General features: G+C 68.8%; 17 protein-coding genes. 4 read left to right on the top strand and 13 right to left on the bottom strand.

Going from position 1 to position 24,573, the window contains the following annotated elements:
* Position 1: 1 nt before the first annotated feature.
* The 4 genes from glgB to glgA are packed head-to-tail and all read right to left on the bottom strand — an operon-like array spanning position 2 to position 10,166.
* Positions 2–2,197, bottom strand: coding sequence for a 1,4-alpha-glucan branching protein GlgB (gene glgB, locus EGT29_RS09635; RefSeq protein WP_124688818.1), 2,196 nt, complete (start codon positions 2,195–2,197; stop codon positions 2–4).
* Positions 2,178–5,552: a maltose alpha-D-glucosyltransferase gene (treS, locus tag EGT29_RS09630; RefSeq protein ID WP_124688817.1), complete on the bottom strand. Its 3,375-nt coding sequence runs from the start codon at positions 5,550–5,552 to the stop codon at positions 2,178–2,180. Before treS ends, glgB begins: the two co-directional genes overlap by 20 nt.
* 40 nt (positions 5,553–5,592) lie before the next feature.
* Positions 5,593–8,640: an alpha-1,4-glucan--maltose-1-phosphate maltosyltransferase gene (locus EGT29_RS09625; protein ID WP_202865604.1), complete on the bottom strand. Its 3,048-nt coding sequence runs from the start codon at positions 8,638–8,640 to the stop codon at positions 5,593–5,595.
* A complete protein-coding gene (glgA, locus tag EGT29_RS09620; protein WP_124688816.1) occupies positions 8,640–10,166 on the bottom strand; it encodes a glycogen synthase GlgA in 1,527 nt (508 codons plus the stop codon). The genes EGT29_RS09625 and glgA overlap by 1 nt, the downstream gene beginning before the upstream one ends.
* Before the next feature lie 331 nt (positions 10,167–10,497).
* Between glgA and EGT29_RS09615 the strand changes: the two genes are divergently transcribed.
* On the top strand, positions 10,498–10,896 hold the full coding sequence (locus EGT29_RS09615) for an ankyrin repeat domain-containing protein (protein ID WP_124688815.1): 399 nt from the start codon (positions 10,498–10,500) through the stop codon (positions 10,894–10,896).
* A 21-nt stretch (positions 10,897–10,917) separates the two neighbouring features.
* On the opposite strand, the gene EGT29_RS09610 is transcribed toward EGT29_RS09615, so the two are convergent.
* A complete protein-coding gene (locus tag EGT29_RS09610; protein ID WP_124688814.1) occupies positions 10,918–12,108 on the bottom strand; it encodes an MFS transporter in 1,191 nt (396 codons plus the stop codon).
* Between the two features lie 140 nt (positions 12,109–12,248).
* Here EGT29_RS09610 and EGT29_RS09605 point away from each other — a divergent pair, with 140 nt between their 5' ends.
* Entirely contained in the window at positions 12,249–13,664 is a 1,416-nt protein-coding gene (locus tag EGT29_RS09605; RefSeq protein WP_124688813.1) for an MFS transporter, read from the top strand.
* Here EGT29_RS09605 and EGT29_RS09600 read toward each other — a convergent pair whose 3' ends face one another.
* The 6 genes from EGT29_RS09600 to EGT29_RS09575 form a co-directional block, all read right to left on the bottom strand.
* The gene (locus EGT29_RS09600) at positions 13,665–15,278 is read right to left on the bottom strand and encodes a sulfite reductase flavoprotein subunit alpha (RefSeq protein WP_124688812.1); all 1,614 of its coding nucleotides are present in this window, start codon (positions 15,276–15,278) and stop codon (positions 13,665–13,667) included.
* Positions 15,275–16,273 carry an FAD:protein FMN transferase gene (locus EGT29_RS09595; protein ID WP_238160343.1) on the bottom strand — a complete coding sequence of 333 codons (999 nt, stop codon included), beginning with the start codon at positions 16,271–16,273 and terminating at the stop codon, positions 15,275–15,277. Before EGT29_RS09595 ends, EGT29_RS09600 begins: the two co-directional genes overlap by 4 nt.
* A gap of 154 nt (positions 16,274–16,427) precedes the next feature.
* Positions 16,428–17,231: a DUF4198 domain-containing protein gene (locus EGT29_RS09590; protein WP_370283027.1), complete on the bottom strand. Its 804-nt coding sequence runs from the start codon at positions 17,229–17,231 to the stop codon at positions 16,428–16,430.
* Positions 17,232–17,282: 51 nt separating this feature from the next.
* On the bottom strand, positions 17,283–17,795 hold the full coding sequence (locus EGT29_RS09585) for a DUF2271 domain-containing protein (protein ID WP_124688809.1): 513 nt from the start codon (positions 17,793–17,795) through the stop codon (positions 17,283–17,285).
* A gap of 13 nt (positions 17,796–17,808) precedes the next feature.
* Positions 17,809–18,447, bottom strand: coding sequence for a PepSY-associated TM helix domain-containing protein (locus EGT29_RS09580; RefSeq protein WP_124688808.1), 639 nt, complete (start codon positions 18,445–18,447; stop codon positions 17,809–17,811).
* A 128-nt stretch (positions 18,448–18,575) separates the two neighbouring features.
* On the bottom strand, positions 18,576–18,791 hold the full coding sequence (locus tag EGT29_RS09575) for a dodecin (RefSeq protein ID WP_124688807.1): 216 nt from the start codon (positions 18,789–18,791) through the stop codon (positions 18,576–18,578).
* Between the two features lie 101 nt (positions 18,792–18,892).
* On the opposite strand from EGT29_RS09575, the gene mdtD reads away from it, so the two are divergent.
* Together mdtD and EGT29_RS09565 are read left to right on the top strand one after the other, a co-directional pair.
* Positions 18,893–20,353, top strand: coding sequence for a multidrug transporter subunit MdtD (gene mdtD / locus EGT29_RS09570; protein WP_124688806.1), 1,461 nt, complete (start codon positions 18,893–18,895; stop codon positions 20,351–20,353).
* A gap of 51 nt (positions 20,354–20,404) precedes the next feature.
* Positions 20,405–21,313, top strand: coding sequence for a recombination-associated protein RdgC (locus tag EGT29_RS09565; protein ID WP_124688805.1), 909 nt, complete (start codon positions 20,405–20,407; stop codon positions 21,311–21,313).
* Between the two features lie 29 nt (positions 21,314–21,342).
* Here EGT29_RS09565 and EGT29_RS09560 read toward each other — a convergent pair whose 3' ends face one another.
* Together EGT29_RS09560 and EGT29_RS09555 are read right to left on the bottom strand one after the other, a co-directional pair.
* A complete protein-coding gene (locus EGT29_RS09560; protein ID WP_124688804.1) occupies positions 21,343–22,737 on the bottom strand; it encodes an MFS transporter in 1,395 nt (464 codons plus the stop codon).
* A gap of 24 nt (positions 22,738–22,761) precedes the next feature.
* Entirely contained in the window at positions 22,762–24,477 is a 1,716-nt protein-coding gene (locus EGT29_RS09555; RefSeq protein ID WP_124688803.1) for a sulfatase-like hydrolase/transferase, read from the bottom strand.
* Positions 24,478–24,573: the final 96 nt, after the last annotated feature.

The raw sequence follows: 24,573 nt of genomic DNA, 5'->3' as shown, positions 1-24,573 counted from the left end.
GTCATTCGGCTTCGAGCAGCAAGGTGGCCAGGGGCGGCAGCGTCAGCACCAGCGAATGGGCCAGGCCATGCGCGGCCTGTGGCCGCGCCTCGACCGCGCCGGCGTTGCCCACGCCCGAGCCGCCATAGTCGGCCGCGTCGGTATTGACGATCTCGCGCCAGCGCCCTCCCCGCGGCACGCCCAGCCGGTAGTCGCCGCGCGGGACCGGCGTCATGTTGCACACCGCCAGCACGCAGCGGTCGCCGTCCAGGCGCAGGTAGGCGAACACGCTGTTACGATCGTCGTCGCCGATCACCCAGCGGAATCCCGCCGGCTCGCCATCCCGCCGATGCAGCGCGGGCGTGCCGGCATAGGTCCGGTTCAGGTCGGCCACCAGCCGCTGCACGCCGGCATGCAGCGGATCGGCCAGGGCGTCCCAGGCCAGTTGCGCGTCGTGGTTCCACTCGCGTTCCTGGGCCAGCTCTCCGCCCATGAACAACAGCTTTCTGCCGGGGTGGCTCCACATGAAGCCGAAATAGGCGCGCAGGTTGGCGAAGCGCTGCCAGCGGTCGCCGGGCATCTTGCCGATCAGCGAACCCTTGCCATGGACCACCTCGTCGTGCGAGAGCGGCAGCACGAACTGCTCGGAATAGGCATACACCATGCCGAAAGTCAGGTCGTGGTGATGGTAGTGCCGGTGCACGGGATCCCGCTGCATGTAGCGCAGCGTGTCGTGCATCCAGCCCATGTTCCACTTGTAGTGGAACCCCAGCCCGCCCGCTTCCGGCGGCGCGGTCACGCCCGGCCAGGCGGTGGATTCCTCGGCGATCATCATGGCGTCGGGAAAAAGGCGCCGCACCCTGCCGTTCAGGTCGCGCAGGAAGGCGATGGCTTCCAGGTTCTCCCTTCCGCCGTGGCTGTTCGGCACCCACTCCCCGGCGCGGCGGCTGTAGTCCCGATACAGCATGGAGGCCACCGCATCCACCCGCAGTCCGTCCACGTGATAGCGGCCCAGCCAGTGCAGCGCGCTGGCCCGCATGAAGTTGCAGACCTCGTTGCGGCCCAGGTTGTAGATGTAGGTGTTCCAGTCCTGGTGGAAGCCTTCGCGCGGATCCTGGTATTCGTACAGCGCCGTACCGTCGAAGCGCGCCAGCCCGTGGGGGTCGGTCGGAAAATGCGCGGGCACCCAGTCCAGGATCACGCCCAGGCCCGCCGCGTGGCAGCGGTCGACGAACGCCGCGAAGTCGCGGGGCGAGCCATGGCGCGCCGTGGGCGCGAACATGCCCAGCGGCTGGTAGCCCCACGAACCGCCGAAGGGATACTCCATGATGGGCAGCAGCTCGAGATGCGTGAATCCCATTCCGGCCACGTAGGGGATCAGGCGATCGGCCAGTTCGTGCCAGGTCCATGTCCCGCCGTCTTCTTTCCCGAGCCAGGAGCCGGCGTGCACCTCATAGATCGAAATGGGCGCATCGGTCGCATGGCGCGCCGCGCGGCCCGCCATCCAGGCCTCGTCCGTCCACGCGTAAGGCTCGGGATCGGCGACCACCGATGCCGTGCCCGGCGCCGGCTCGGCCTGGAAGGCGCAGGGATCGGCTTTCTGCGGCAGCAGGCCGCCATCGGGTCCCAGCAATTCGTACTTGTAGGGTTCGCCGTGCGACAGTCGGGGCACGAACAATTCCCATACGCCCGCGGAATGCCGCAGCCGCATGGGATGGCGGCGGCCGTCCCAGGCATTGAAACCGCCCACCACCGATACGCGTTGGGCATTGGGTGCCCACACCGCGAAGCGCACGCCCGGGATTCCGTCCATCGTGGTGCAATGCGCGCCCAGGCAGGCCGCCAGGCCGTCGTGGTCGCCGCGCGCCAGCAGCGCGAGATCCTCGTCGCCCAGGACGAGGCCGAAGGCATACGGGTCCTCGACCTCCTGGAACGCGTCGGGCCACTGGATGCGCAACCGGTAGCCCGCGCGGGCGGACAGGAAGCCGGGATCGGCCCGGGCCTCGAACACGCCGGCGCGCAGCGGCCTCAGGTCCACGACGCCCCCTGTGTCCGACACGGCCTGCACGGTCACGGCGCCGGGCAGGAAGGCGCGCAGCCACAGCCGGCCATCGCGCAGTTGCGGCCCCAGCACGGAAAAAGGGTCGGCGTGCCTGCCGGCTACCAGTGCGTCGATATCCGCGGGTGCGATCCCGCCGTCACGGCTGTTGTCCGTCAAGATCCTCTTCCCTCCGTATGGCCGGTTCGATCCGGCCCGCCAGCGTCACCAGGCCACGCAGCGGCACCCCTATCCACGCCGGCCGGTTGGCGGCTTCGTAGCACACTTCGTAGGCCGCCTTCTCGATCAGGAACAGCGCCAGCAGCGCTTCCTCGTCCTTGCTGTCCACCCAGGGCCGGGGCGCCGCGGCCGCGGCCTCGCGGTAGGCATCGAGGAACGCGCCCGAGGCTTCGACGCGGAACCGTTCGAGCAGGACATCGCGGCGCTGCGCCACGGTGTCGACGGACGGACCGGCGATGGGATTGGCACCGGCGGCCGGGACCGTGGCATCCGGCGCCCGCGCGACCACCGCCGACGCGTAGTCGAACGAGCGCAACAGGCCCGCCACGTCGCGCAGCGGATTGCGCTTGCGCCGCCGCTCGTCCATGGTGCGCGCCGGTTCGCCCTCGAAGTCGATGATGTAGGCATCGTTCTGCGCCACCAGCACCTGTCCCAGGTGGAAATCCCCGTGCACCCGGGTCAGCCAGGCATTGCCGACGGCCTGGCCGAGCCGGTCGATGGCGGCCTCGAGCAGGCCGCGGTTGTCCAGCAGCAGCGCGGTGTCGGCCGCCAGGTCGCCCCAGTCCCTGCGCGCGGCGAGAATGGCCAGCGCCTGATCCAGGCTTTGCCGCGTATCGTCCACCCAGCGCGCGACGTCCTCGCGCGAGGCCTCGACCGGCGCGAAGGCCGGATCCTCGGAAGGCAGCGCCAGCGCGGCGTGCAGTTCGCCCAGCCGCCGGCCCACGGCCGCGGCCAGCGTGGCGTAGCCGCGCAACTCCTGGCCGTAGTCCTCGGCGCTCTCGGCGGTCAGCGCGGCGTCGTCCAGCGTCCGGTGCAGGTACTCCAGCGTCCAGTTCCAGGCATCGCCCTGGTTGTCCACGTACTGCTGGGCCAGCATCAGCGTGTGCGGCGTGCCGTCCTCGTCCACCCGCACCACTTCTCCCAGCAGCGCCGCCGTGTTGCGAAAACCCAGCTTCGTCAGGTGGCGCGTCATCTCGCTTTCCGGATGGGTGCCCGCCGTGACCCGGCGCACGATCTTCAGCACGGCCGCGGTCCCGGCCACCAGCGAACTGTTGGACTGTTCGGCCGACAACCACCGGATGGGCGTGTCGGCATCGACCGCCACCGCTTCCAGGCCAGGTTCGGGCAGGAACCGTATGCGGGCGCTCCCGCCGTCGGAGGCGGCGATGCGCGACTCCAGCTCGACGCCGTTCCTCAGGCTGTCGAACACCGCCACGGCGAAGCTCTGCAGGCTGAAGGCATCGGTCACCATGCCCACCATGGGGCCGCGCCGCACGCGCGCCAGGGCCAGTTGCTGCTGCAACTGCGGCAGGGTTTCTTCCCAGATCAGTCCCAGCGGCACCACGTAGCGTTCGCGCCGCTCGCCCAGGTCGGCCTCGATCTCCGTCAGATACAGTTCGTCGCCGGCCGGCAGGCGCACGCCGTAGACCACGCGGCCCGAGACGATGCGCTCGTGCTTCGAGGCGAACCAGCGCCGCAGCGCCAGGTATTCCGGCAGCACGTCGTGTTCCAGCGTGCGGCGCGATTCGGTCGTCAGGTCATAGCCCGTCTTGCCGCGCAGCACCAGGGTCCGGAACTCGCGCAACTGGTCGGCGGTGGCCAGGTGCCAGTTCGGCGGCGTCGCCGAGGCGCTCAGTTCGAACCAGTAGAAGCCATAGGGCGGCAAGGTCAGCAGGTAGGTCAGGCGGCCGACGGCGGGGAACGCCGTGCCCCCCGTCAGCTCGACCGGCACCCGGCCGTCGAACTCCGCCAGGTCCAGTTCCACTGCCTGGGGCGTGTGCGACAGGTTGGCCACGCACAGGATGGTGGTTTCCTCGTGCTCGCGCAGGTACGCCAGGATCTTGCGGTTGCCCGGATAGAGGAAACGCAGGCCGCCGCGCCCGAATACGCGGTACTGGCGCCGCTTGCCCAGCATGCGGCGCATCCAGTTCAGCAGCGAATGGGCATCGCCGGACTGGGCCTCGACGTTGACCGCCTCGTAGCCGTACAGGTTGCCCATCAGCGGCGGCAGCACCAGGTGCTCGGGATCGGCGCGCGAGAAACCGCCGTTGCGGTCGGGCGACCATTGCATGGGCGTGCGCACGCCGTCGCGGTCGCCCAGATGGATGTTGTCGCCCATGCCGATCTCGTCGCCGTAGTAGATGACGGGCGTGCCCGGCATGGTCAGCAGCAGACTGTGCATCAGCTCGATGCGGCGCCGGTCGCGCTCCATCAGCGGCGCCAGCCGGCGGCGTATCCCCAGGTTGAGCCGCGCCCGCCGGTCGGCGGCATACACCTCCCACAGATAGTCGCGCTCGCTGCTGGTCACCATCTCCAGCGTCAGTTCATCGTGGTTGCGCAGGAAGATCGCCCACTGGCAATTGCCGGGTATGTCCGGCGTCTGCTGCATGATGTCGGTGATGGGAAAGCGGTCTTCCCTGGCGATGGCCATGTACATGCGCGGCATCAGCGGAAAGTGGAAGGACATGTGGCATTCGTCGCCCTGTCCGAAGTATTCCTGCGCGTCCTCGGGCCATTGGTTGGCCTCGGCCAGCAGCATGCGGTCGTCGTAGGAAGCCTCCAGGTCCTGCCGGATGCGCTTCAGGATCGCATGGGTCTCGGGCAGGTTCTCGTTGTTGGTGCCCTCGCGCTCGACCAGGTAGGGCACGGCGTCCAGCCTCAACCCGTCCACCCCCAGGTCCAGCCAGAAATGCATCACGCTCAGGATGGCCTTGAGCACGCGCGGATTGTCGTAGTTCAGGTCGGGCTGGTGGGAATAGAAACGGTGCCAGAAATAGGCGCCCGCCACCGGATCCCAGGTCCAGTTCGATTTCTCGGTGTCGATGAAGATGATGCGCGTGCCGGCGTAGGCCTGGTCGTTGTCGGACCACACGTAGAAATTGCGCGCGGCCGAGCCCGGCTTGGCGTGGCGCGCGCGCTGGAACCATGGATGCTGGTCCGACGTGTGGTTGACCACCAGTTCGGTAATCACGCGCATGCCGCGCTCGTGGGCCGCCGCGATGAAGCGCCGCACGTCGGCCAGTTCTCCGTAGTCGGGATGCACGCCCCGGTACTCGGCGATGTCGTACCCGTCGTCGCGCCGCGGCGAGGGGTAGAACGGCAGCAGCCAGATCGTATCCACGCCCAGCTGCGCGATGTAGTCGAGCTTGGACAGCAGTCCGGAGAAATCCCCGATGCCGTCGTTGTTGGCATCGAAGAAGGACTTGATGTGCAACTGGTAGATGACCGCGTCCTTGTACCAGAGCGGATCGCCCCGGTTGACGGCATTCACGGATGTCTCGCGCTTGTTGTTCATGCGTCCTCGCCTGCCGATGGATCCCCGGGAAGCAGGGATCCTAGGATCGTCGGGATATACGCCATATCGCGTAGGGGCCGCCAGGTTCGAGCCACACGTGCTGCATCTTTCCACGCCAGTCGAAGCGATACCCGCGCAGCAGGTCTTCGGCATGCAGCGTGCCATCGTCCGGCAGCCCGAACTCCCACAGCGGAAGTTCGACGTTGGCGCCTTGCGCGCCGTGCGGGTCGAGGTTCACCACCACCAGCACCACGTTGTCGCGCTCCGGCGTCGTCCTGGTATAGGCCAGCACCTGGTCATTATCGGTGTTGAGGAAACCGGTGCCTGTATGGAGATGCAACGCGGGGTTGTCGCGCCGTATCCGGTTCAGGACGCCGATCTCGGCCACGATATTGCCCGGCCGGCTCCAGTCCCAGGCCCGGATCTCGTACTTCTCGGAATCGAGGTATTCCTCCTTGCCGGGCACCGGCGTTCCCTCGCACAGCTCGAAGCCGCTGTACATGCCCCACGACCCCGACAGCGTGGTCGCCAGCGCGGCACGGATCAGGAAACCCGGACGGCCCGAGTCCTGCAGGTGGCGCGGATTGATGTCGGGCGTATTGACGAAGAAATTGGGCCGGAAAAAATCGGATACAGGCGGCCGCGAGATTTCCTCCAGGTAATCGGTCAGTTCCCGCCGCGTCTCGCGCCACGTGAAATAGGTATAGGACTGCGAGAAGCCCAGCTTGGCCAGCCGGTACATCATCTTGGGCCGGGTGAAGGCCTCCGACAGGAACACCACGTCGGGATGGCGCGCATGCACCTGGGCGATCAGCCATTCCCAGAACGGCAGGGGCTTGGTGTGCGGATTGTCCACACGGAAGATCCGCACACCTTCCCCCGCCCAGAACAGCACCACGTCCAGCAGCGCCAGCCACAGGCCCGAGGCGGTGTCGCGCCCGTTCGCGGCACGCGCGTAGAAGTCGACGTTGACGATGTCCTCGTATTTCTTGGGCGGGTTCTCGGCATAGCGCAGCGAACCGTCGGCACGCCACGCGAACCAGTCGGGATGCCGGGCCAGCCACGGATGGTCGGGCGAGCACTGGATGGCGAAATCCAGGGCGATCTCCAGCCCGTGCCGGGCCGCCTCGCCCACCAGCGCGCGAAAGTCGTCCAGCGTCCCCAGTTCGGGATGTATCGCGTCGTGTCCGCCCTCTTCCGAACCGATGGCGTAAGGGCTGCCCGGATCGCCGGGCGCGGCCTCGAGGCTGTTGTTGCGGCCCTTGCGGTTCCGGCGGCCGATGGGATGGATGGGCGGGAAGTACAGCACGTCGAAGCCCATGTCCCGTATCGCGGGCAAGCGTGCCACGACGTCGGCGAAGGTACCGTGCCGGTTCACGTCTCCGCTTTGCGAACGCGGAAAGCATTCGTACCAACTGCCGAACCGGGTGGTCCGGCGTTCCACCCGGACCGGGAACTCCGCCGAGCGCGATGCGAACTCGCGGGGCTCCAGCGCCTGGACCAAGGCGGCGGCCTCGGGCGAACGTATCCAGGCCAGGCAGGCGTCGCCGGACAGGTCCGCCAGGCCCCGAGCGGCTTCCCCGGCCCGTGCCCGCATCTCGTGCCCGGCCTGGGCCGCACGGCCCAGCACCTTCGATATCCAGCCGCGAACCTCGTCGACTTCCACCGCCACGTCCACGCCCGCATCCGTCTTCTTGCGCAGTTCGTCCAGGAAGGTGGCGTAGGTATCGCGCCAGGCCTCGATCGCATAGCACCCCATGCCCACGCGTTCGAAGCGGCAGACGGCCTCCCAGCGGTCATTGCCCAGATGGGCCATGGGCACCCGGGTCCAGGCCTCCTCGTCGGCGGCGCGCCAGAGCAGGTCCGCGGCCAGCTTGTCGTGGCCATCCATGAAGATGTCGGCGCGCACCGCCAACGCTTCGCCCGGCGTACGCTTGACCGCGAAGCGGCCCTGCTCGATGGCGGGCTCGACCGCCTCGATGGCCACGCGGGCCGCGCCCATGGCCGCGGTCAACGACCGGCGGCGCGGCAGCCCGGCCACCACGGGCGGCGCGGGCCCCAGTTCCACGACGTGCGCGCCGCCGGGCTCCAGCGTGGCGGGCACGCCGCCCTCGGCCGGCCGCTGCGTGCGATCCGGCAGCCGGGACTGGATCATGGGCCAGTCCACCGCCGAGGCGGCCAGCAGGTCGGGATTGAACAGCAGCAGATGGCTGCGCCGGCCTCGCTGCCCGGCGGCGCGCCGCAGCATCATGGCGATGGGCGCGTCCGCGCCGCCCAGCGGCAATAGCGCCACATCATCGGCCGGCGCCCGCGCCAGCCAGCGGTTCGCCGCCTGGAGGTCCGCGCTCAGGTCCAGTTGATCGTGCGGCGCACCGTCCAGGCCGTGCCGTTCATACCCCATGGGCACCAGCCAGCCGGCACCGCAAGTGGCGGCCGCCCACAGCGCGCGGATCGAGGCGCGCCGCCGCACCTCGGCGTCCGGCACGCCGACGCCCGCCGCGCCGGCCCCATACGGGTCCGCCGGGAAGGCCAGCACGGCGCAGCCGGTATCCGCCAACGCATGCCATTCGTCCATGAACCAGGCGCTGCGAAAGTCCCACCAGGCCAGCGACGAAAACACGTGTGAAAAACCCAGGCCGCGCAGGCCCCGCACCGCCTCCCGAGACAGGCCGGGGGTCCACGCCAGCAGGTCCAGGCCATCCTCGCGCTGGCGCAGCGGCGCCATCCGCTTCGACAACGAAGCGGATGGCTCCAAGTCCCTGATCAGTAGCCCCCTGGCGCCCAGGTCGCGCCACACCGGGCCGCGCGCCGTCCAGTCGACCGCGCCTGCGGCCTCGTCGCCGGCTGGCGGGCAATCCAGATAAAACTCCAATCGACGCCGGGACGCGGCGCGCGCCAGCGCCCCGCACGCGGCCTCCTCGCCGGCGTCGCGCGCGTCGGCCAGCACCTGTCCGAATCCCAGCCCGGCGGCCTTCTCCAGCCATCCGCGCCAGGGTACGGCCAGGGCGCCCGCGCCATCCAGCACCGGCCCCAGGGCCGAGGCCCTGGCGTGGCAGATACGCAGCGGTGGTCGACGTCGCTCCGCCATCAGGCCCGTTTCCGTATGCTGGCCTCGACCGGAACGCCGGCCGCTGCCGGACGGCGGGCAACCATGGGCGCGCCCACGGGAGCAACCGGCGCGAGCATGCGGTACAGCTCCACATATTGGGCGGCGGAGGCTTCCCAGCCGAAATGACGGGTCATCCCGTTCTTCTGCAGGGCCGACCACCGCTGGGGCTGGGCGAACGTCTCCAGCGCGCGTTCGACGGCCGCCAGCATGTCGGCGGGCCTGTCGCCGTCGAACAGGATGCCGGTGGCCGAACCGACCTCGGCATCTGGCTCCGGCGACAGGCCGGTAATGCTGTCGGCCAGTCCGCCGACGCGGGACGCGATGGGCACGGTTCCGTACAGCATGGAATAAAGCGGGGTCAGGCCGAAAGGCTCGAAGCGGCTGCCGTGCAGCAGCATGTCCGCGCCGGCATGCAGCAGGTGGCCGCGCCGTTCGTCGTAGCCGATGTGCACGCCCAGGTTGCGGGGATGGTGCGAGGCCAGGTCTTGCAATGCCGCTTCCAGCGCGCGTTCGCCGCAGCCGAGCACGGCGATCTGCAGGCGTGGATGCGCCGCCAGCAGCAGGGGGAACACCTTGATCGCCAGATCCGCCATTTTCTGCGAGGTCAGGCGGCTGCCCATGGCGAGCAGCGGCGCCTCCGGATCGGTGGGCAGGCCGAACGCGCGCTGCATTTCCAGCTTGTTGCGGATCTTGCCGCGCATGTCCAGGGCGGAGAAATGCTCGGGCAGGTAGGGATCACAACCCGGGTCCCAGACCTCGGTGTCGATGCCGTTGGGGATGGCATGCAGTTCATGGGCGCGCAAACCCAGCACGCCCTCCAGTCCGTGGCCGAACGCCGGCGTCAGGATCTCGCGCGCGTAGGTGGCGCTGACCGTCGTGATCTTGTCGGCGTAGCGCAGCCCCGCCTTCATGAAGTTCAGGTTGCCCCAGAATTCCACGCCGTCGCTGCCGCGATAAGCGGGCGGAATACCGAGTTGCTCGGCCAGGTGCAGCGGGAAGTTGCCCTGGAACGCGAGGTTGTGGATGGTCAGCACCGTCTTCGGCCGCTTGATGCCGGCGGCGTGCAGATACAGCGGCGTAAGCGCCGCGTGCCAGTCGTGGGCATGCACCACGTGCGGCACCCGGATCGGCGTCTCACCCACCGAAATCTTCTGTGCCGCCTGGGCCAGCGCGGCAAAGCGGATTCCATTGTCGGGATATTCCTTTCCGTCCGCATCCAGGTAGGGATTGCCGGCACGCACGTACAGGGCGTCGTTGCGCAGCAGCAGCACCGGTATCTCGGTATCGGCCACCCACCCCGCCCAGACCTCGGCATCGCCGCCGATCAGCCCGGGCAGATCGGCCACTTTCTCCAGGTCGATGGCGGCATGCAGCGCGCTTTCATAGGCGGGCATGAAGATGGTCGCGTCGACGTGCGCGTCGCGCAGGGCCCGCGCCAGGCCGCTCACCGCATCGCCCAGGCCTCCGGTCTTGGCGAGCGGCAGGGCCTCCGACGTTACTAGCATGACTCTCGGCAGCAAGATGTTTCTCCGGCAAAAGACGCTTCCCCAGGGGCAGCTGATGATTGGGTCGGGACTTCACATGCGCAGGGATCTTCCTCGTGCGGCGGGCGGGTGCCGCGCCGGATAATGTCCATCCTCGCCGATAAAAATTACCGCTGTGAGTAAGATGTACACGTCCGATGCGGCGTCCCTCCCGGGATGGGCACCCCTTGCCGGAGACAAGGGCAATATGCATGCCATGGTGCGCCGCGTATGCCCGGCGTTGCGCCGGGTTTGTAACGACATTCTTCCCGCGCGCCGCGTGGAAGCCTTTGATCACCAAAAGAGAAACACCATGAGCTCTAGCGATTCCTACCAGCCCAACGATGCCGTGCTGGCCCTGGCCAGCAAGCTGTTCGATCTCGCCCGCGAGGGCGAAACGGAAACGCTGGCCGCCTACCTCGCGGCCGGCGCGCCGGCGGACCTGACCAACCAGAAGGGAGACAGCCTCATCATGCTGGCCGCCTACCACGGCCATGCCGCCACGGTCCGGGCACTGCTGGAACACGGCGGCGATCCCAACCGCGTCAACGACCGGGGACAGAGCCCGCTGGCGGGGGCCGTGTTCAAGGGAGAAGAAGAAGTGGTGCGGGCGCTGCTGGACGGTGGCGCCAATCCCGACCTGGGCTCGCCGTCGGCGCGGGAAACCGCGAACATGTTCGGGCGGGCCGAACTGTTCGGCCGCCCTAATTGAATCCGGGACGGAACGCCGGTGTCAGGCGGCCGCGCGACGCGTGCGGCCCGCCTGCCATAGCAGGGGTATCAGCACGATCGCCACGGCCGGATACAGCAGCCAATTGATGGTTTCCCATCCCGAGGCGTTGAGCAGCCGGCCCGACGAGAACGACGCGATGGCCACCGAGCCGAACACCAGGAAGTCGTTCAGGGCCTGCACCTTGGTGCGCTCTTCGGGCCGGTAGCAGTCGGTGACCATGGCGGTGGCGCCGATGAAACCGAAGTTCCAGCCCACGCCCAGGAACACCAGCGACAGCCAGAAGTGCCCCACGCTCAGGCCATGCAGCGCGACCGCGCCGGACACCGCCATGAGCAGCAAGCCGGCCATCGTCACCCACTCCTTGCCGAAGCGCGTGATCAGCCTGCCGGTGACGAAGCTCGGCCCATACATCGCCAGCACGTGCCACTGGATGCCCAGCGCGGCCTCGCCCACCGTGTGGCCGCACGCCACCATCGCGATGGGCGCCGCCGTCATGACGAAACTCATCATCCCGTACGAGACGATGCCGGCGACCACCGCCACCACGAAGCGGCTCGAGAACGCGATCTCGCGCAGCGGCCGCCCACCGCCCTGCTCGGCCGCGGGACGCACCGATCCGCGCAGCAGGAGCAGCACCGGCAGCGCCGCCAGCGCCAGCACGGCCTGCCCGAGGAAGCTGCCGGCGAAGGGAATGCCGCCGATCGCATCGCGCGTCCAGATCACGGTCTGGGGCCCGATGACCGCGCCCACCAGCCCGCCCACCATGACCCAGGAAATCGCCCGCGCCTTGAAATTGGCGTCGGCCCCGTCGGTCGCCCCGAAGCGATAGCTCTGCACGCACGACCCGTAGGTGCCGGCGATGGCGGTGGCGACGCAGAACAGCGCGAACATGCCGGTGGTGATGCTGTAGGCCGCCAGCAACCCGGCCACGCCGCCGATCACCGCGCCCAGCATGTAGGCGGCACGGCGCCCCAGCCTGCGCATCAGCATGGCCGCCGGGATCGTCCCCAGCGCCAGGCCGAGGTTGTAGAGGCTCACGGGCAGCGTCGCCAGCGACTTGTCGGTGGCCAGCATCTGCCCCACCAGCCCGCCCAGCGAAATGACGATGGCGGGGTTGGCCCCGCCCAGCGACTGCGCACAACTGAGCACCAGCGCATTGCGGCGCACATCCTTCTCGGTCAATGCATTCATGCTCGTACGCGGGCGTTCCTGATTCGATGTTTTTATGATTCTAGGTTATTTGGACAGCCTGCCATGCGGTCCCGGCCAATATCGAGGCGCGCGGCATATACTGCCCGGGCCCGACTCGGCCTCACCCCATGCGCCGCCCCATGACCGCCTCCACCGCCAAACCCCACGTCATCTGGCTCATCGTCGCCGCCGCCTTCTTCATGGAAACGCTGGACGGGACGGTGATCGCGACCGCGCTGCCGCAGATGGCCGCCACCTTCGGCACCAACCCGGTCAACCTCAGCATAGGCATGACGTCCTACCTGGTGACCCTGGCCGTGTTCATCCCCATCAGCGGCTGGGTCGCGGACCGGCTCGGCACCCGCCGCGTCTTCGCCTGGGCGGTCGCCGCCTTCACGCTGGCCTCCATCCTGTGCGCGCTCAGCACCAGCGTCGCGCAGTTCACCGCCGCCCGGGTGTTCCAGGGCATGGCGGGCGCGATGATGGTGCCGGTGGGGCGGTTGGCGGTGCTGCGCAACACCGGCAAGGAGGACCTGGTCCGGGCCATGGCCTTCATCGTCTGGCCGGGCCTGATCGCGCCGGTGATCGGTCCGCCGCTGGGTGGCTTCCTGGCCACCTACCTGAGCTGGCAGTGGATCTTCCTCTTGAACGTACCCCTGGGCGTGGCCGGCATCTTCCTGATCCGCGCCTACATTCCCGAATCCGCCCCGCAGCCGCGGCGGCCGCTGGACGTGGCGGGCTTCGTCCTGAGCGGCCTGGCGCTCAGTTTCCTGATGGTCGGGGTCGAACTGCTGGGCTACGGCGGACGGTGGCAGCTGGGCGCCCTGCTCGTCGCCGCCAGCATCGCGCTGGGCGTGGCGCTGGCCGCGCACCTGCGCCGCCATTCTCATCCGCTGATCGATCCCACGATCATGGCCGTGCCGTCGTTCCGCACCGTCATGATCGGCGGCACGATCGCCCGCACGGCGATCAGCGCCATGCCCTTTCTGCTGCCGCTGCTGTTCCAGGTGGGTTTCGGCCTGAACGCCTTCGAGGCCGGGATGCTGTACCTGGCCAGCATGCTGGGCAACCTGGGCATGAAGCTGGGCACGACGCAGGCGCTGCGCCGCTTCGGATTCCGCAACGTGCTGGTCTTCAACGGCGCGCTGGCAGGCGCATCCATCGCGCTGTGCGCCGTGCTGTCTCCCGACACGCCCATACCGCTGGTCGTGGCGATCATGCTGGTGTGCGGCCTGACCCGCTCGATGCAGTTCACCGGCCTGACCTCCATGGCCTTCGCCGAAGTTCCTCACCCGCAGATGAGCAGCGCCAATACCCTGTTCAGCACCACCCAGCAGATGTCCATGGGCCTGGGTATCGCGGTCGGGGCCGTGGTGCTGCACCTGACAGCCGCCGCGCGCGGCACTGGCGGCGCGACCTACGACGTCACGGATTTCCGCATCACCTTCCTGGTCGTGGGCCTGCTGGCCCTGAGCAGCCTGCTGAGCTTCGTGCGGCTGCGGCGCGACGCGGGCGCCGAGGTCAGCGGGCACCGGCGCAGCGGCGATGCCGCCTGATCAGTACACGTCGCGCCGATAACGGCCCTGTCCGGCCAGCTCGTCCAGACGGTCGCGGCCCAGGATGCGTTCGAGTTCGGCGGCGACCCCCGCCGCCATGCCCTGCAGGCTGCCGCAGACGTAGATCGCGGCGCCGTCGTCCACCCAGGCCCGCAGGTCGGCGGCCGCGGCGGGCAGGCAGTCCTGCACGTAGCGCGGCCAGCCCGCCGTGCGCGAGAACGCCAGGTCCAGCCGTTCGAGCACGCCCCGCTCGCGCCAGGCCTCGATCTCGCCGCGATGGAAGAAATCGTGCTCGGGCGTGCGTTCCCCGAACAGCAGCCAGTTGCGAGGCGCGCCCGCCGCGGCGCGCGCCTTCAGGTGCGCGCGCAGGCCCGCCATGCCGGTACCGTTGCCGATCAGGATCATTGGCCGCTCGGGCGGGGGCGGATGGAAGCCGCTGTTGCGCCGCAGCCGTACGTCCACCTGTCCGCCCTGCCGGACGTGCCGGGTCAGCCATCCCGACCCCAGGCCCAGCCGGCCGTCGGGATAACGCATCTGCCGCACCAGGAGTTCCAGGCGGCCGTCGGCCGGCAGCGAAGCGATCGAGTATTCACGATGAGGGACGCGCGCCAACGCCTCCAGCAACGCCGGAACCGGCAGGCCACGCAGCGCGGCGCGCCCGGCCTGGTCGTGCGGCAGCACCCGGGCCGCCAGCGCATCGCCCAGCGATTGCGTGCCGTCCACCTGCATGGCGCCGTCCAGGCCCAGCGCCGCCAGCAGCGACGCGACCTCGTCGGGGGCATTGCGCGGTCCGATCTCGGCGATGTCGCCGGCCTCCCAGTCCCCTGGCGACGGAGTGGCCGCCACCAGGGCCAGGTGATACGCGGGATCGCCGGGGCTGCCGTCGTTCAGCAGGCGGCGCTCGGCCAGCGTCCAGGGCTGGTAGCTGGGCGCCGCCCAGTCTTCCATTTCCGCGCTCGCCCCCAACACGTTCAGGTAGTGCTGCCAGTGGCGCAGCGCCCCCTCGTCGCCGTCGTCCACCAGCACGGGATCGAACAAGGGCTCGGCGCCCTGCCGGTGCAGCCAGTTCGCCAGCGACTGGCCGAAGGCGCAATAGCGCTGGTAGCTGCTGTCGCCCAGGGCCAGCACGCCGTAGCTCAGGCCGGTCAGGGCCAGGTCGCCGGCCAGCGTCTTGCGCGCGAAGCCGGCGACGCTGTCGGGGGCGTCGCCCTCGCCCGTGGTGCTGACCACGAACAAGGCCTTGCGAAAGCGCTGCAGGGCCGAACCGCCCATCTCCGCCAGGCTGGCCAGGTGCACGGGCAGCCCCGCCGCCTGGAGCGCCTGCGCGCTGCGCCGCGCGATCTGCTCGGCAAAACCGGTCTGGCTGGCATAGGCCACCAGCAGCGCATCGGCCGCGATCGCACCGCCGGACGGTGCCGCCTCGGCGCGCCTTGCCAAGGCTACCCACAGGCAGAACGCCAGATAGCAGGCAACCACCAGCGCTCCCGTCACCTTCCGGTATGCCGTCGGCGAGAGCGGCAGCACGGCGGCGGCCACCAGGACCAGCGCGACCAGCAGCACCAGCACGGCCACGCCCGCGGGGCGCGCGGATACCGCGCGAGATTTGTCGTTCATTCCATCATCGCCGCGAAATTGGGCGTCATCGTTTCCTGGTATCCCTGGGCCGTGCGCTGCACGAACTGCGCCGCCAACCCGCGACGCGACGCCCAGCGCAGCCCCTCGTCCGGCCCCATTACCGTCAGCGCCGTCGCCAGCGCGTCGGCCGCCATGCACTCGGGGTGCAGCACCGTGACCGAGACGACGCCGTTGCCGATGGGCGCGCCCGTGCGCGGGTCCAGAGTATGGCTGTACATGCCCTGGCCATCGGAGACGTGGCGCCGATAGTCTCCCGAGGTGGCGATCGCCAGGCCCTCCAGGGCCACCAGCGTGGGCGGCACGGACGATACGCCCGCCGTGTCCCAGGCCCGATCCAGCTCGACCCACCAGGGCGTGCCGTCCGGCTTCACGCCGTGCCCGACCAGTTCGCCGCCTATCTCCACCAGATAGCCGGCCACGCCGGCGCGCCGCAGGCATCGGGCCACGGCATCGACCGCATACCCCTTGGCGATGCCGGACAGGTCCACATAGGCCCCGCCCGGCTGCCGCGCCCGGCGGCCCGCCACGTCCAGCTCGATCCGGTCCCAGCCCACCCGCCCGCGCACGGCCTGGACCTCGTCCGCCGACGGCCGGGCGCACGGTCCTTGCGGCCCGAACCCCCAAAGATCGACCAAAGGCCCCACGGTCGGATCGTAGGCACCTCCGCTTTCGCGGGCCACGCTCAGGGCCTGCTCCAGCACCACGAACAAGTCATCCGGCAAGGCGTGCCAGCTACCCGCCGGCGCGGCATTGAAACGACTCAGGTCCGTATCGTCCCGCCAGTTGCTCATCTGGCCGACGATCCCATCCAGCGTCGCCCGCACCCGCTCTTCCAGATCCGGCGGCACCCCGCCGTCATCGACCAGCCTGACCGCCCAACTCGTCCCCATCGTGGGCCCGCCCATACCCACCACCCGGGCCTCGCCCCCATACCCCCGCCGCGCCTGCTCCGACACCGCCAAGGGAACGAGCACTCGCCCCTCCCTGCGCCCTGCGGGCGCCCCCCAGGGGGCGAAACCGGCGGACTGGCAGATAGCGGCACCAGACCCAGGATGCGGTGGATCCGGCTCCGCCGGTCCACCCGCATCGCCCCCTGGGGGGCGCCCGCAGGGCGTAGGGGGGGGCATTCTATTCAGGCAAAACCTCGAACGTCGCGATGTAGGTCGAGCGGCGCTCCTTCGCCTTGTCGAAGGTGGTCTTGTCGTCCTTGGTCTCGGCTTCCAGCCAGTACATGCCGGGCTCGGGCCAGGTCACCGTGAACTTGCCGTCGGCATCGGTGCGCGTCTTCATTTCATGCAGCTGGTCGCGGTAGCGGATCCCGCCCGGCACGATGGATACCTCGATGCCGGCCGCGGGCTTGCCGTCCAGCAACAGCCGGAAGCTGGCCTCTTCCTTGGCGAACAAATCGTTCGGATGGGTGATGGGAGCCAGTTCCAGCCCCACGCCGGTGGGCTTGAGCACCGTCTCGGTCGGCTTGCCCACCGTCACGAAGGTTTCCAGGCGGCTGTTGGACTGCGTGACCCGCAGGTCCTGCGCGTCGGCCGGCACCTCTTGCGCGAATTTCTCCGCCGTGCCGCGCCAGCGCTTGTTCTTGCCGTTTTCCTTGTACGACGCGAACACGCCGTTGTTGACCACCGCCATCTTGTAGGTGCCGGTCTGGGTCAGGTGCACATCGAAGGTGCTGCGATAACGGCCCGTGGACTGGTTCTCGGCCTTGGCGGCGGCGCCGTCGGGAGCGGTCACCGACAGGTTGTTCAGTTGCAGCGGGAAATGCTCGAAGTAGAAGAGATCGTTGGACACCGCGGCGTCCACCGTCACCCAGGGATCCGCGCCCGACATGACCGTGGCCGAGGGCAGCATCCACATGCGGTGCGCCTGGGCCGACAGGGGCAGGCTGAACGCCAGGGCCAGCGCGGCCCATTTGAGAGACATCTTCATGTTCTTTTCCTCGGAAGGGGTTGCTAGGAAAGAGTTGCCAGGGAATCAGGGTTTGGTTTCCAGAGCGACGCGGCCCAGCTCGTGCTGGCCACGCGCCTCGCCCTTCTCGGGCGCCCGAGGCGGCCACTGGAACGGGATGCGCAGCAATTCGCGGCCACCGACCTCGCGCGCGGCCTCGACCACCAGTTCGTACTTGCCTTCGGCCAGCTTGCCCAGGGGTGCCTTGCCGTCGCTGAACACCAGTTGATGCTCGCCCACGGGCCGCGTGGCACCGCTGATGCCGTCGGCGGGCATGGTCAGCTCGCGGCCGCTGCGGCGCCACCACTGGCGCATGTCCTTGAGCCACTTCGTACCTTCGTCGTTCTTGAGCTTGACGTCGTACCAGACGGCCAGGTTGGTGGCCACCTTCTGATCCGGCCCCTCCACCCACACCGCCACGTACGGACGGTGGTACTCGGCCACGTTCAGCCGGGGGATCTCGATCCTTACCGACAGGTCGGCGGCCTGGGCCTGCCCGACCATCAGGCCGGTGACGGCCACCGGGATCAATGTACGCATAGCCAGAACCTCTTCAATGAATGAATACGAATGCCAGGAACAGCGGCACGGCGACGCCCAGCGCCACCATGGGCCAGGTGACGGGCCGGTTGCGAGAATGGATCTGCAGCAGGAAGAAGCCGGTCACGCAGAACACCAGGCAGGCGACCGCGAAGACGTCCAGGAACCACTTCCAGGCCTCGCCGGTGTTGCGGCCCTTGTGCAGGTCGTTGAAATACGAGATCCACCCGCGGTCGGTGCTCTCGTACTTCACCGCGCCGTCGGGCAGCTCGACACTCAGCCAGGCATCGCCGCCCGGTCGCGGCAGGGAAACGTAGATCTCGTCGGGCGACCATTCGGCCACCTGGTCGCCGATCGCGATTGACAACTGGGCTTCCAGCCATTGCCGCAGCGCGGCCGGCAGCGGCGCCTTGTCGGCCCCGCCTTCCGGAGCCAGCGCGCGAGCCAGTTCAGCCGGCACCTGCGCTTCTCTGGAGACGACGCGGGGATGGGCTTCGATCTGGGAGGCGTGATTGAGCGTGATGCCCGTGGCGGCGAACAGCAGCATGCCGACGAGACAGATCGCCGAGCTGATCCAGTGCCATTGATGCAGATGCTTCAACCAGAATGAGCGACGCTTCTGCTCCAGGAAGCGATCCGACTGTTTGTCCATACGACGGTGCGCGGCACTGCATGCTTGAGATGATTAAGATCAATAATGATAACAATTCTCAAGCACTGTAGCCAGCGCCCTCCAGGCGCGGGCGCGGCGTCCCCCCGCCGCCGCCCTTGCCGCGGGACTTACTTCGAGTCTTCCAGGCGCACGCCCACCTTCAGGGCCACCTGCCAGTGCGCGATCTTGCCGTCCTCGATGTGGCCCCGCACCTGGGTGACCTCGAACCACGCCAGATGGCGCATCGTCAGGGCCGCGCGATCGATCGCGTTGCGGATCGCGTCGTCGCTGGACTTCGTCGAGGACCCGACCAATTCGAGCTGCTTGTACACGTGTTCCGACATCGTCGTCTCCTGGTTGCCTGGGGTGCCGGCCAGCAAAGGCCATGCCCGGCGCCGTGGCGGCGCCGCAAGCCGGCCAGACCACCTTAGTCCAAGCCGCGGACATGAATCAAGCTATCCTATGGCACCGCCCGCCCCCCTGCCCGCCGACCGTGGACCACAGAAAAACGCTGAACATCACCCTTTGGCTCGTCGCCATCGGTCTCTTCATGCAGACGCTGGACACCACCATCGTCAACACGGCGCTGCCGGCGATGGCGGCCAGCCTGGGCGAGAGCCCGCTGCGCATGCAGTCGGTAGTGATTTCCTACGCGCTTACCATGGCCGTGCTGATACCCGCCTCGGGCTGGCTGGCCGACCGCTTCGGCACGCGCAAGGTGTATTTCTCGGCCATCGTCCTGTTCACGCTGGGCTCGGTGCTGTGCGCGGTCTCCCAGGACCTGAGCCAGCTCGTCGCCTCCCGCGTGGTCCAGGGGGCCGGCGGCGCGATGCTGATGCCGGTCGGCCGGCTGGTCATCCTGCGCAGCTTCCCCCAGGAGCGGCTGCTGCCCGCGCTGAGCTTCGTCGCCATACCGGCCATGGTCGGCCCCATGATCGGCCCCGTGTTGGGCGGCTGGCTGTCCGAGCAGTTCTCCTGGCACTGGGTGTTCCTGATCAACATTCCGGTCGGCGTGGCGGGCGCAATCGCCACGCGCACCTTCATGATCGACAAGCGCGAGACGCAACGGGCCGCCTTCGACGGCGTGGGCTACGGCCTGCTGGCCTTCGGCATGGCGGCCATCTCGCTGTCGCTGGACGGGTTCTCGGGCCGCGCCACGGGACACGCCACCGTCGTGCTCATGCTGGTGTTCGGCCTGATCAGCATCGTCACCTACTGGCTGCGCGCGGGCAGGCAGGCCGCCCCGCTGTTCTCGCCCGCCCTGTTCCGCATCCACACGTTCACGATAGGCCTGCTGGGCAACCTGTTCGCGCGGCTGGGCAGCAGCGGCATGCCCTTCCTGCTGCCGCTGCTGCTGCAGGTCAGCCTGGGCTATTCGCCCACGCACTCGGGCCTGATGATGCTGCCCGTGGCTGCGGCCGGCATGCTCAGCAAGCGCCTGGCGACCTCGCTGATCACCCGCTACGGCTATCGCCACGTCCTGGTGGTCAACACGGTGCTGGTCGGCCTGACCATCGCCTCGTTCTCGCTGGTCGACGCCTCGCATCCGGTCTGGGCCCAGGTGGTGCTGATGGCCTTCTTCGGCGCGGTGAACTCGCTACAGTTCACCGCCATGAACACGCTGACGCTGAAGGACCTGGGGCAACGAGGCGCCAGCAGCGGCAACAGCATCCTGTCCATGATGCAGATGCTGGCGATCAGCCTGAGCGTGACGGTGGCCGGCGGCATCCTCTCGGCCTTCAGCCACTTCGTGGACCACGGCGCCCCCCAGGACGCGCTGGCGGCCTTCCACGCCACCTTCATCTGCATCGGCCTGCTCACGGCCGCATCGGCATGGATCTTCTGGCAACTGTCGCCCGACGTGCCGCGCGAATCCAAGAAGGATGACTCGCTGGACCTGGGGTAACGAAGGGCGACGGCCGCGTCGTATAGAATCGACCCTTTTGCGCGGCCCGCCATGTGGTTCAAGAATCTACAGATCTATCGCCTTCCCGCCCCCTGGCCCATGACCGCCGAGGGGCTCGATGAACTGCTCAGGCCCCAGGTCTTCGGCCCCGGCTCCAGCCTGGAACTGCAGACGCAGGGATGGGCGCCCCCGCTCGAGAACGGCAGCCTGCTGGCCCACGGCGTGAACGGCCAGTTGCTGATCACGCTGCGTACCGAGAAGAAACTGCTTCCGACCACCGTCATCAACCAGGTGGCCAAGGCCAAGGCCCAGGAAATCGAAGAGCAGCAAGGCTTCAAGCCCGGCCGCAAGCAGATGAAGGAGATCAAGGAAAACGTCAAGGAAACGCTGCTGCCGCGCGCCTTCAGCATCCTGCGCGACACCCGCGCGTGGATAGACACGCGCAACGGCTGGCTGTGCATCGACGCCTCCTCGGCGGCGCGCTGCGACGAACTGCTGCAGCTCCTGAACCGGGCCATCGACAAGTTCCCGCTGGCCAATCTGCACGTGCAGACCTCGCCCGCGGCCGCCATGACGGAATGGCTGGCCGGCGGCGAAGCCCCCGCCAACTTCACGATCGACCAGGACACCGAACTGCGCTCCACCGGCGAAGGCCGGGCCACGGTGCGCTACGTGCGGCAATCCATCGAAGCCGAGGACGTGCGCCGCCACATCGAGGCCGGCAAGCAGTGCACCCGCCTCGCGATGACCTGGGCCGACCGCATCTCGTTCGTGCTGAGCGAATCGCTGGCCATCAAGCGCATCGCGCCGCTGGACGTGCTCAAGGAAAACGCCGACGCCCTGGCGCAGAACGACGCCGAGCGCTTCGACGCCGATTTCACGCTGATGTCCGGCGAACTGGCCAAGCTGATCGCCGACGTGGTCGACGCCCTGGGGGGCGAGGCCCCGACGATGCGCTGACGGCCGCCGGGGCGGCGCGCCGCGCCGCCCTACGAGCGTGGGGCGCTCCAGGCCGCCAGGGCCGGCGCCAGCGCGAACAGGCCGAACAGCCAGGCGGCCGCGGTGCGGGCGCCTTCGATGCCACCCGGGTCGGCCAGGCCGGCGGCATTGGCCACCATGCCGGCCACGGCCGATCCCAGCGCGATCGCGTAGAGTTGCAGGGTGGTCACTGCGCCCGACGCCAGATTCTCCTGGCCCGGGGGCGCCGAGCGGAACACCCGCGTGACCAGGTGCGACCAGCACATGCCTATGCCAAAGCCCACCCCGGCCAGCGCCAGGCACAGCGCGGCGAACGCCACGTCGCCCGATTCGCCCTGCGGCACCAGCACGGCCAGGGCGGCCAGGCCCACCGTGGTCACCACGGGCCCGCCACGGACCAGGCGCACGACGGCCGCGCCGGTGCGTCCCGAGAACATCAGCGAGGCCAGCGTCCAGCCGCCCGCCATGACCGCCGTCAGGTAGCCCGCCACGAGCGGCGTCTGGCCGTGCAGGGTCTGCAGGAAATACGGGACGAAGATCTCGCTGGTCAGGCCGATGATCAGCATCGCCATCGTCAGGTAGCAGGCGCCCAGCACCGTGCGGGTCGAATAGGCGCCCGTGGGCATCAGCCGCGACGAGGCCTTCACGTCCAGCCGCCCCATCCACGCCACCAGCGCCAGCCCCACCGCCACGCCCGCGGCGTTCCAGGCCAGTTCATGCGAGAGGCTGCCCACCGACACCACCATCACCGAGCACGCCAGCAACGCCAGCTTGCCCCAGGGCACGCCCGCCGCCGCCGACGACGAAGCGGGCGCGGTGGCCGGCACCAGCCTATAGACGATGGCCGCCAGCGCGGCGGCCACCGGCAGCAGCGACAGGAAGGCCGGCCGCCACCACCCCAGCGAGGCGAACAGCCCGCCCAGGGCCGGCCCCGACAGCGTCGCCACGCCCCACATCGCCGAGACGAAAGCCAGCGCGCGCGGCCACAGGCGCGATTCGTACACCATTCTGATCAGCGCGTACGACAAGGCCAGCAGCACGCCGCCGGCGAGCCCCTGTACGGTCCGCCCGGCAAGCAGCCACCACATGGCCGGCGCGGTGGCGCAGATCAGCGATCCCAGGCAGAACAGCGCCAGCGCGCCCAGATAGGCGCGGCGCGGCCCCATCCGGTCGATCAGCCGGTAGGACAGGGCCGAACCCAGGATGGACGCCACCACGAACAGCGTCGTGCTCCAGGCGTAGTAGGCCAGCCCACCGATGCTGTGCACGATGGTGGGCATGATGGTGGTGACGACGTAGACGTTGATGGCGTGGAGCGCCACGCCACCGGCCAGCGCCAGCGACCGCAGCGCGTTGCGGCCGGTCATGAGTTCGAAGGGAGAAGACGTTTCCTGGGAGGAAGGCATGCGTAGGTCCGTAGACGCGCGCACTCAACGTGCGACCAGCGAGCGGACCGGATTGTAAGGGCGGACCGGCAGGCTGTGGCCCACGGGCAGAACGTCGGAGAATTCCAGCGAGGCGCCTTCGTGCACTTCGCGGAAGGTGTTGGCCCCGTACAGGTTCTTGCCCTGCACGTAGTACACGCCATCGATGGCCGACGGCGAACGGACATCGCGCCCCAGCCGGTTCGCCAGCCAGCGCGACATTTCGAAATGGCTGATCCAGCCCGCCTGCCGCATGGATTCGGACACGGACTCGGGCGCCTCGCGGCTCCAGGACAGCACCGGGACATCGGCCACTTCGGGCTCGATCACGTTGTGCCCCCACATGCCCCGCGTGCCCAGCAGCTGCCCATGGTCGCCGGTGATCACCAGGTGGCGCTGGCCCGGCAACTGGTCGAATTCGTCCAGCATGCGGTCCAGCAACGCATCGAGATACAGCACGGAATTGTCGTAGGCGTTGCGCTGGCGCACCGCGCGTGGCTGGTCATGGCTGTCCGGCCAGTGCGCATAGCGGTCCCGCGCATGCGCATAGTTGGCCTCGTAGGGAGCATGCGTCGAGCGCAGCAGGACCACGACGAAAGTCTTCTTCGGCCACACCTGCTCCCGCAGCAGCGACAGGATCGCCTCGTCGCCCTGCCTGCGGAAGCGGGCGGGCTCGTCCTCGCGCGTGATGGACACGTCGACGTAGCGGCTGCCCACGTCGTTGAGCAGCTTGGACTCCTGGGACGAGATCCAGTAGGTCGTGAAGCCCGCCTCCTTGGCGAACTTGAACAGGTTCGTGGACAGGCCCCGGATCTGGTCCAGCTGGCCGGGCTCGCGCACGGCGTTCATGATCAGCGGCATGCTGGCCGCCGTGGAGACGGCTGCCGCCACCCCATGGCGCGCGACCAGCCCCTGCTCCATGCGCCGCGCCAGGTTGGGCGTCGTATCCCGCTCGTAGCCCATGATGCCCAGGTGCTCACTGCGCAGCGAATCGGCCACGAACAACCACACGTGCTGCGCATCCGAGGGGAATGGCACGACCTCGGGCCGGGTCGCGGCCGCCACCGGAGCCGGCGCCGCGTGGAGCGATCCGCGCAGGACGTTGTGCACCAGGAAGAAGCTGAAGGTGTTGAGCGAGTTGTGCAGGCCGCTGCGGGTGGGGCCCGGCAGGAAGGAATTGAGATCGCGGTAGGTGGCGCGGTAAGGCTTGGACAGCAGGCCCGCGGCCACCAGCATCACCCCCAGCGCGCGCTGCCAGCGCCGGACGTCGGACCGCATGCAGGTCATGAACAGCCACCATGCGGCCAGATACGGGATCAGCACCGCGAACAGCACGTGGACATGGTCGCGGAAATCGGCCAGCGCCACTTCCCGGACGTCTCCGAACTCGGAAAACAGGCTGGCCAGCACGACGGGATCGAGCGGCCGGCCGGCGTAGGAAATATGGCTGAGCTGGACCAGTTCCATGCCGCCCAGCAGCACCAGGATGCAGGTCACGAACACCCGGCTGCCCGACAGCCACAGTCCCAGGTTGAAGGCCAGCAGCGCCGCGAAATAGTTCAGTTCGAAATCGGCCTGGTTGGCGACCGTGAACCATTGCTGGATCCAGTCGTCCAGCATCAGCAGCGACGTGGTCAGCAGGACCAGCGCTCCCCGCAGGGCAAGGTGCCGCCAGTTCCACATCCCGGGCCGGAGCGTCAGGGTCAAGTCAGTCGTCGTCATTCGCACTCGATCAAGCGGCCCGCGGCCTTCCTACGTGAAAAACGGCGTCCAGCCGTAACCGGGCGCCGTTCTGCTGCGAGCGGTAGACCCACCCCG

The sequence above is a fragment of the Pigmentiphaga sp. H8 genome, from assembly GCF_003854895.1.
In the GTDB taxonomy this organism is placed as follows: Bacteria; Pseudomonadota; Gammaproteobacteria; order Burkholderiales; family Burkholderiaceae_B; genus Pigmentiphaga.
Note: the sequence above shows the minus strand (reverse complement) of the source record. Positions and strands in the feature narration are given on the sequence as shown.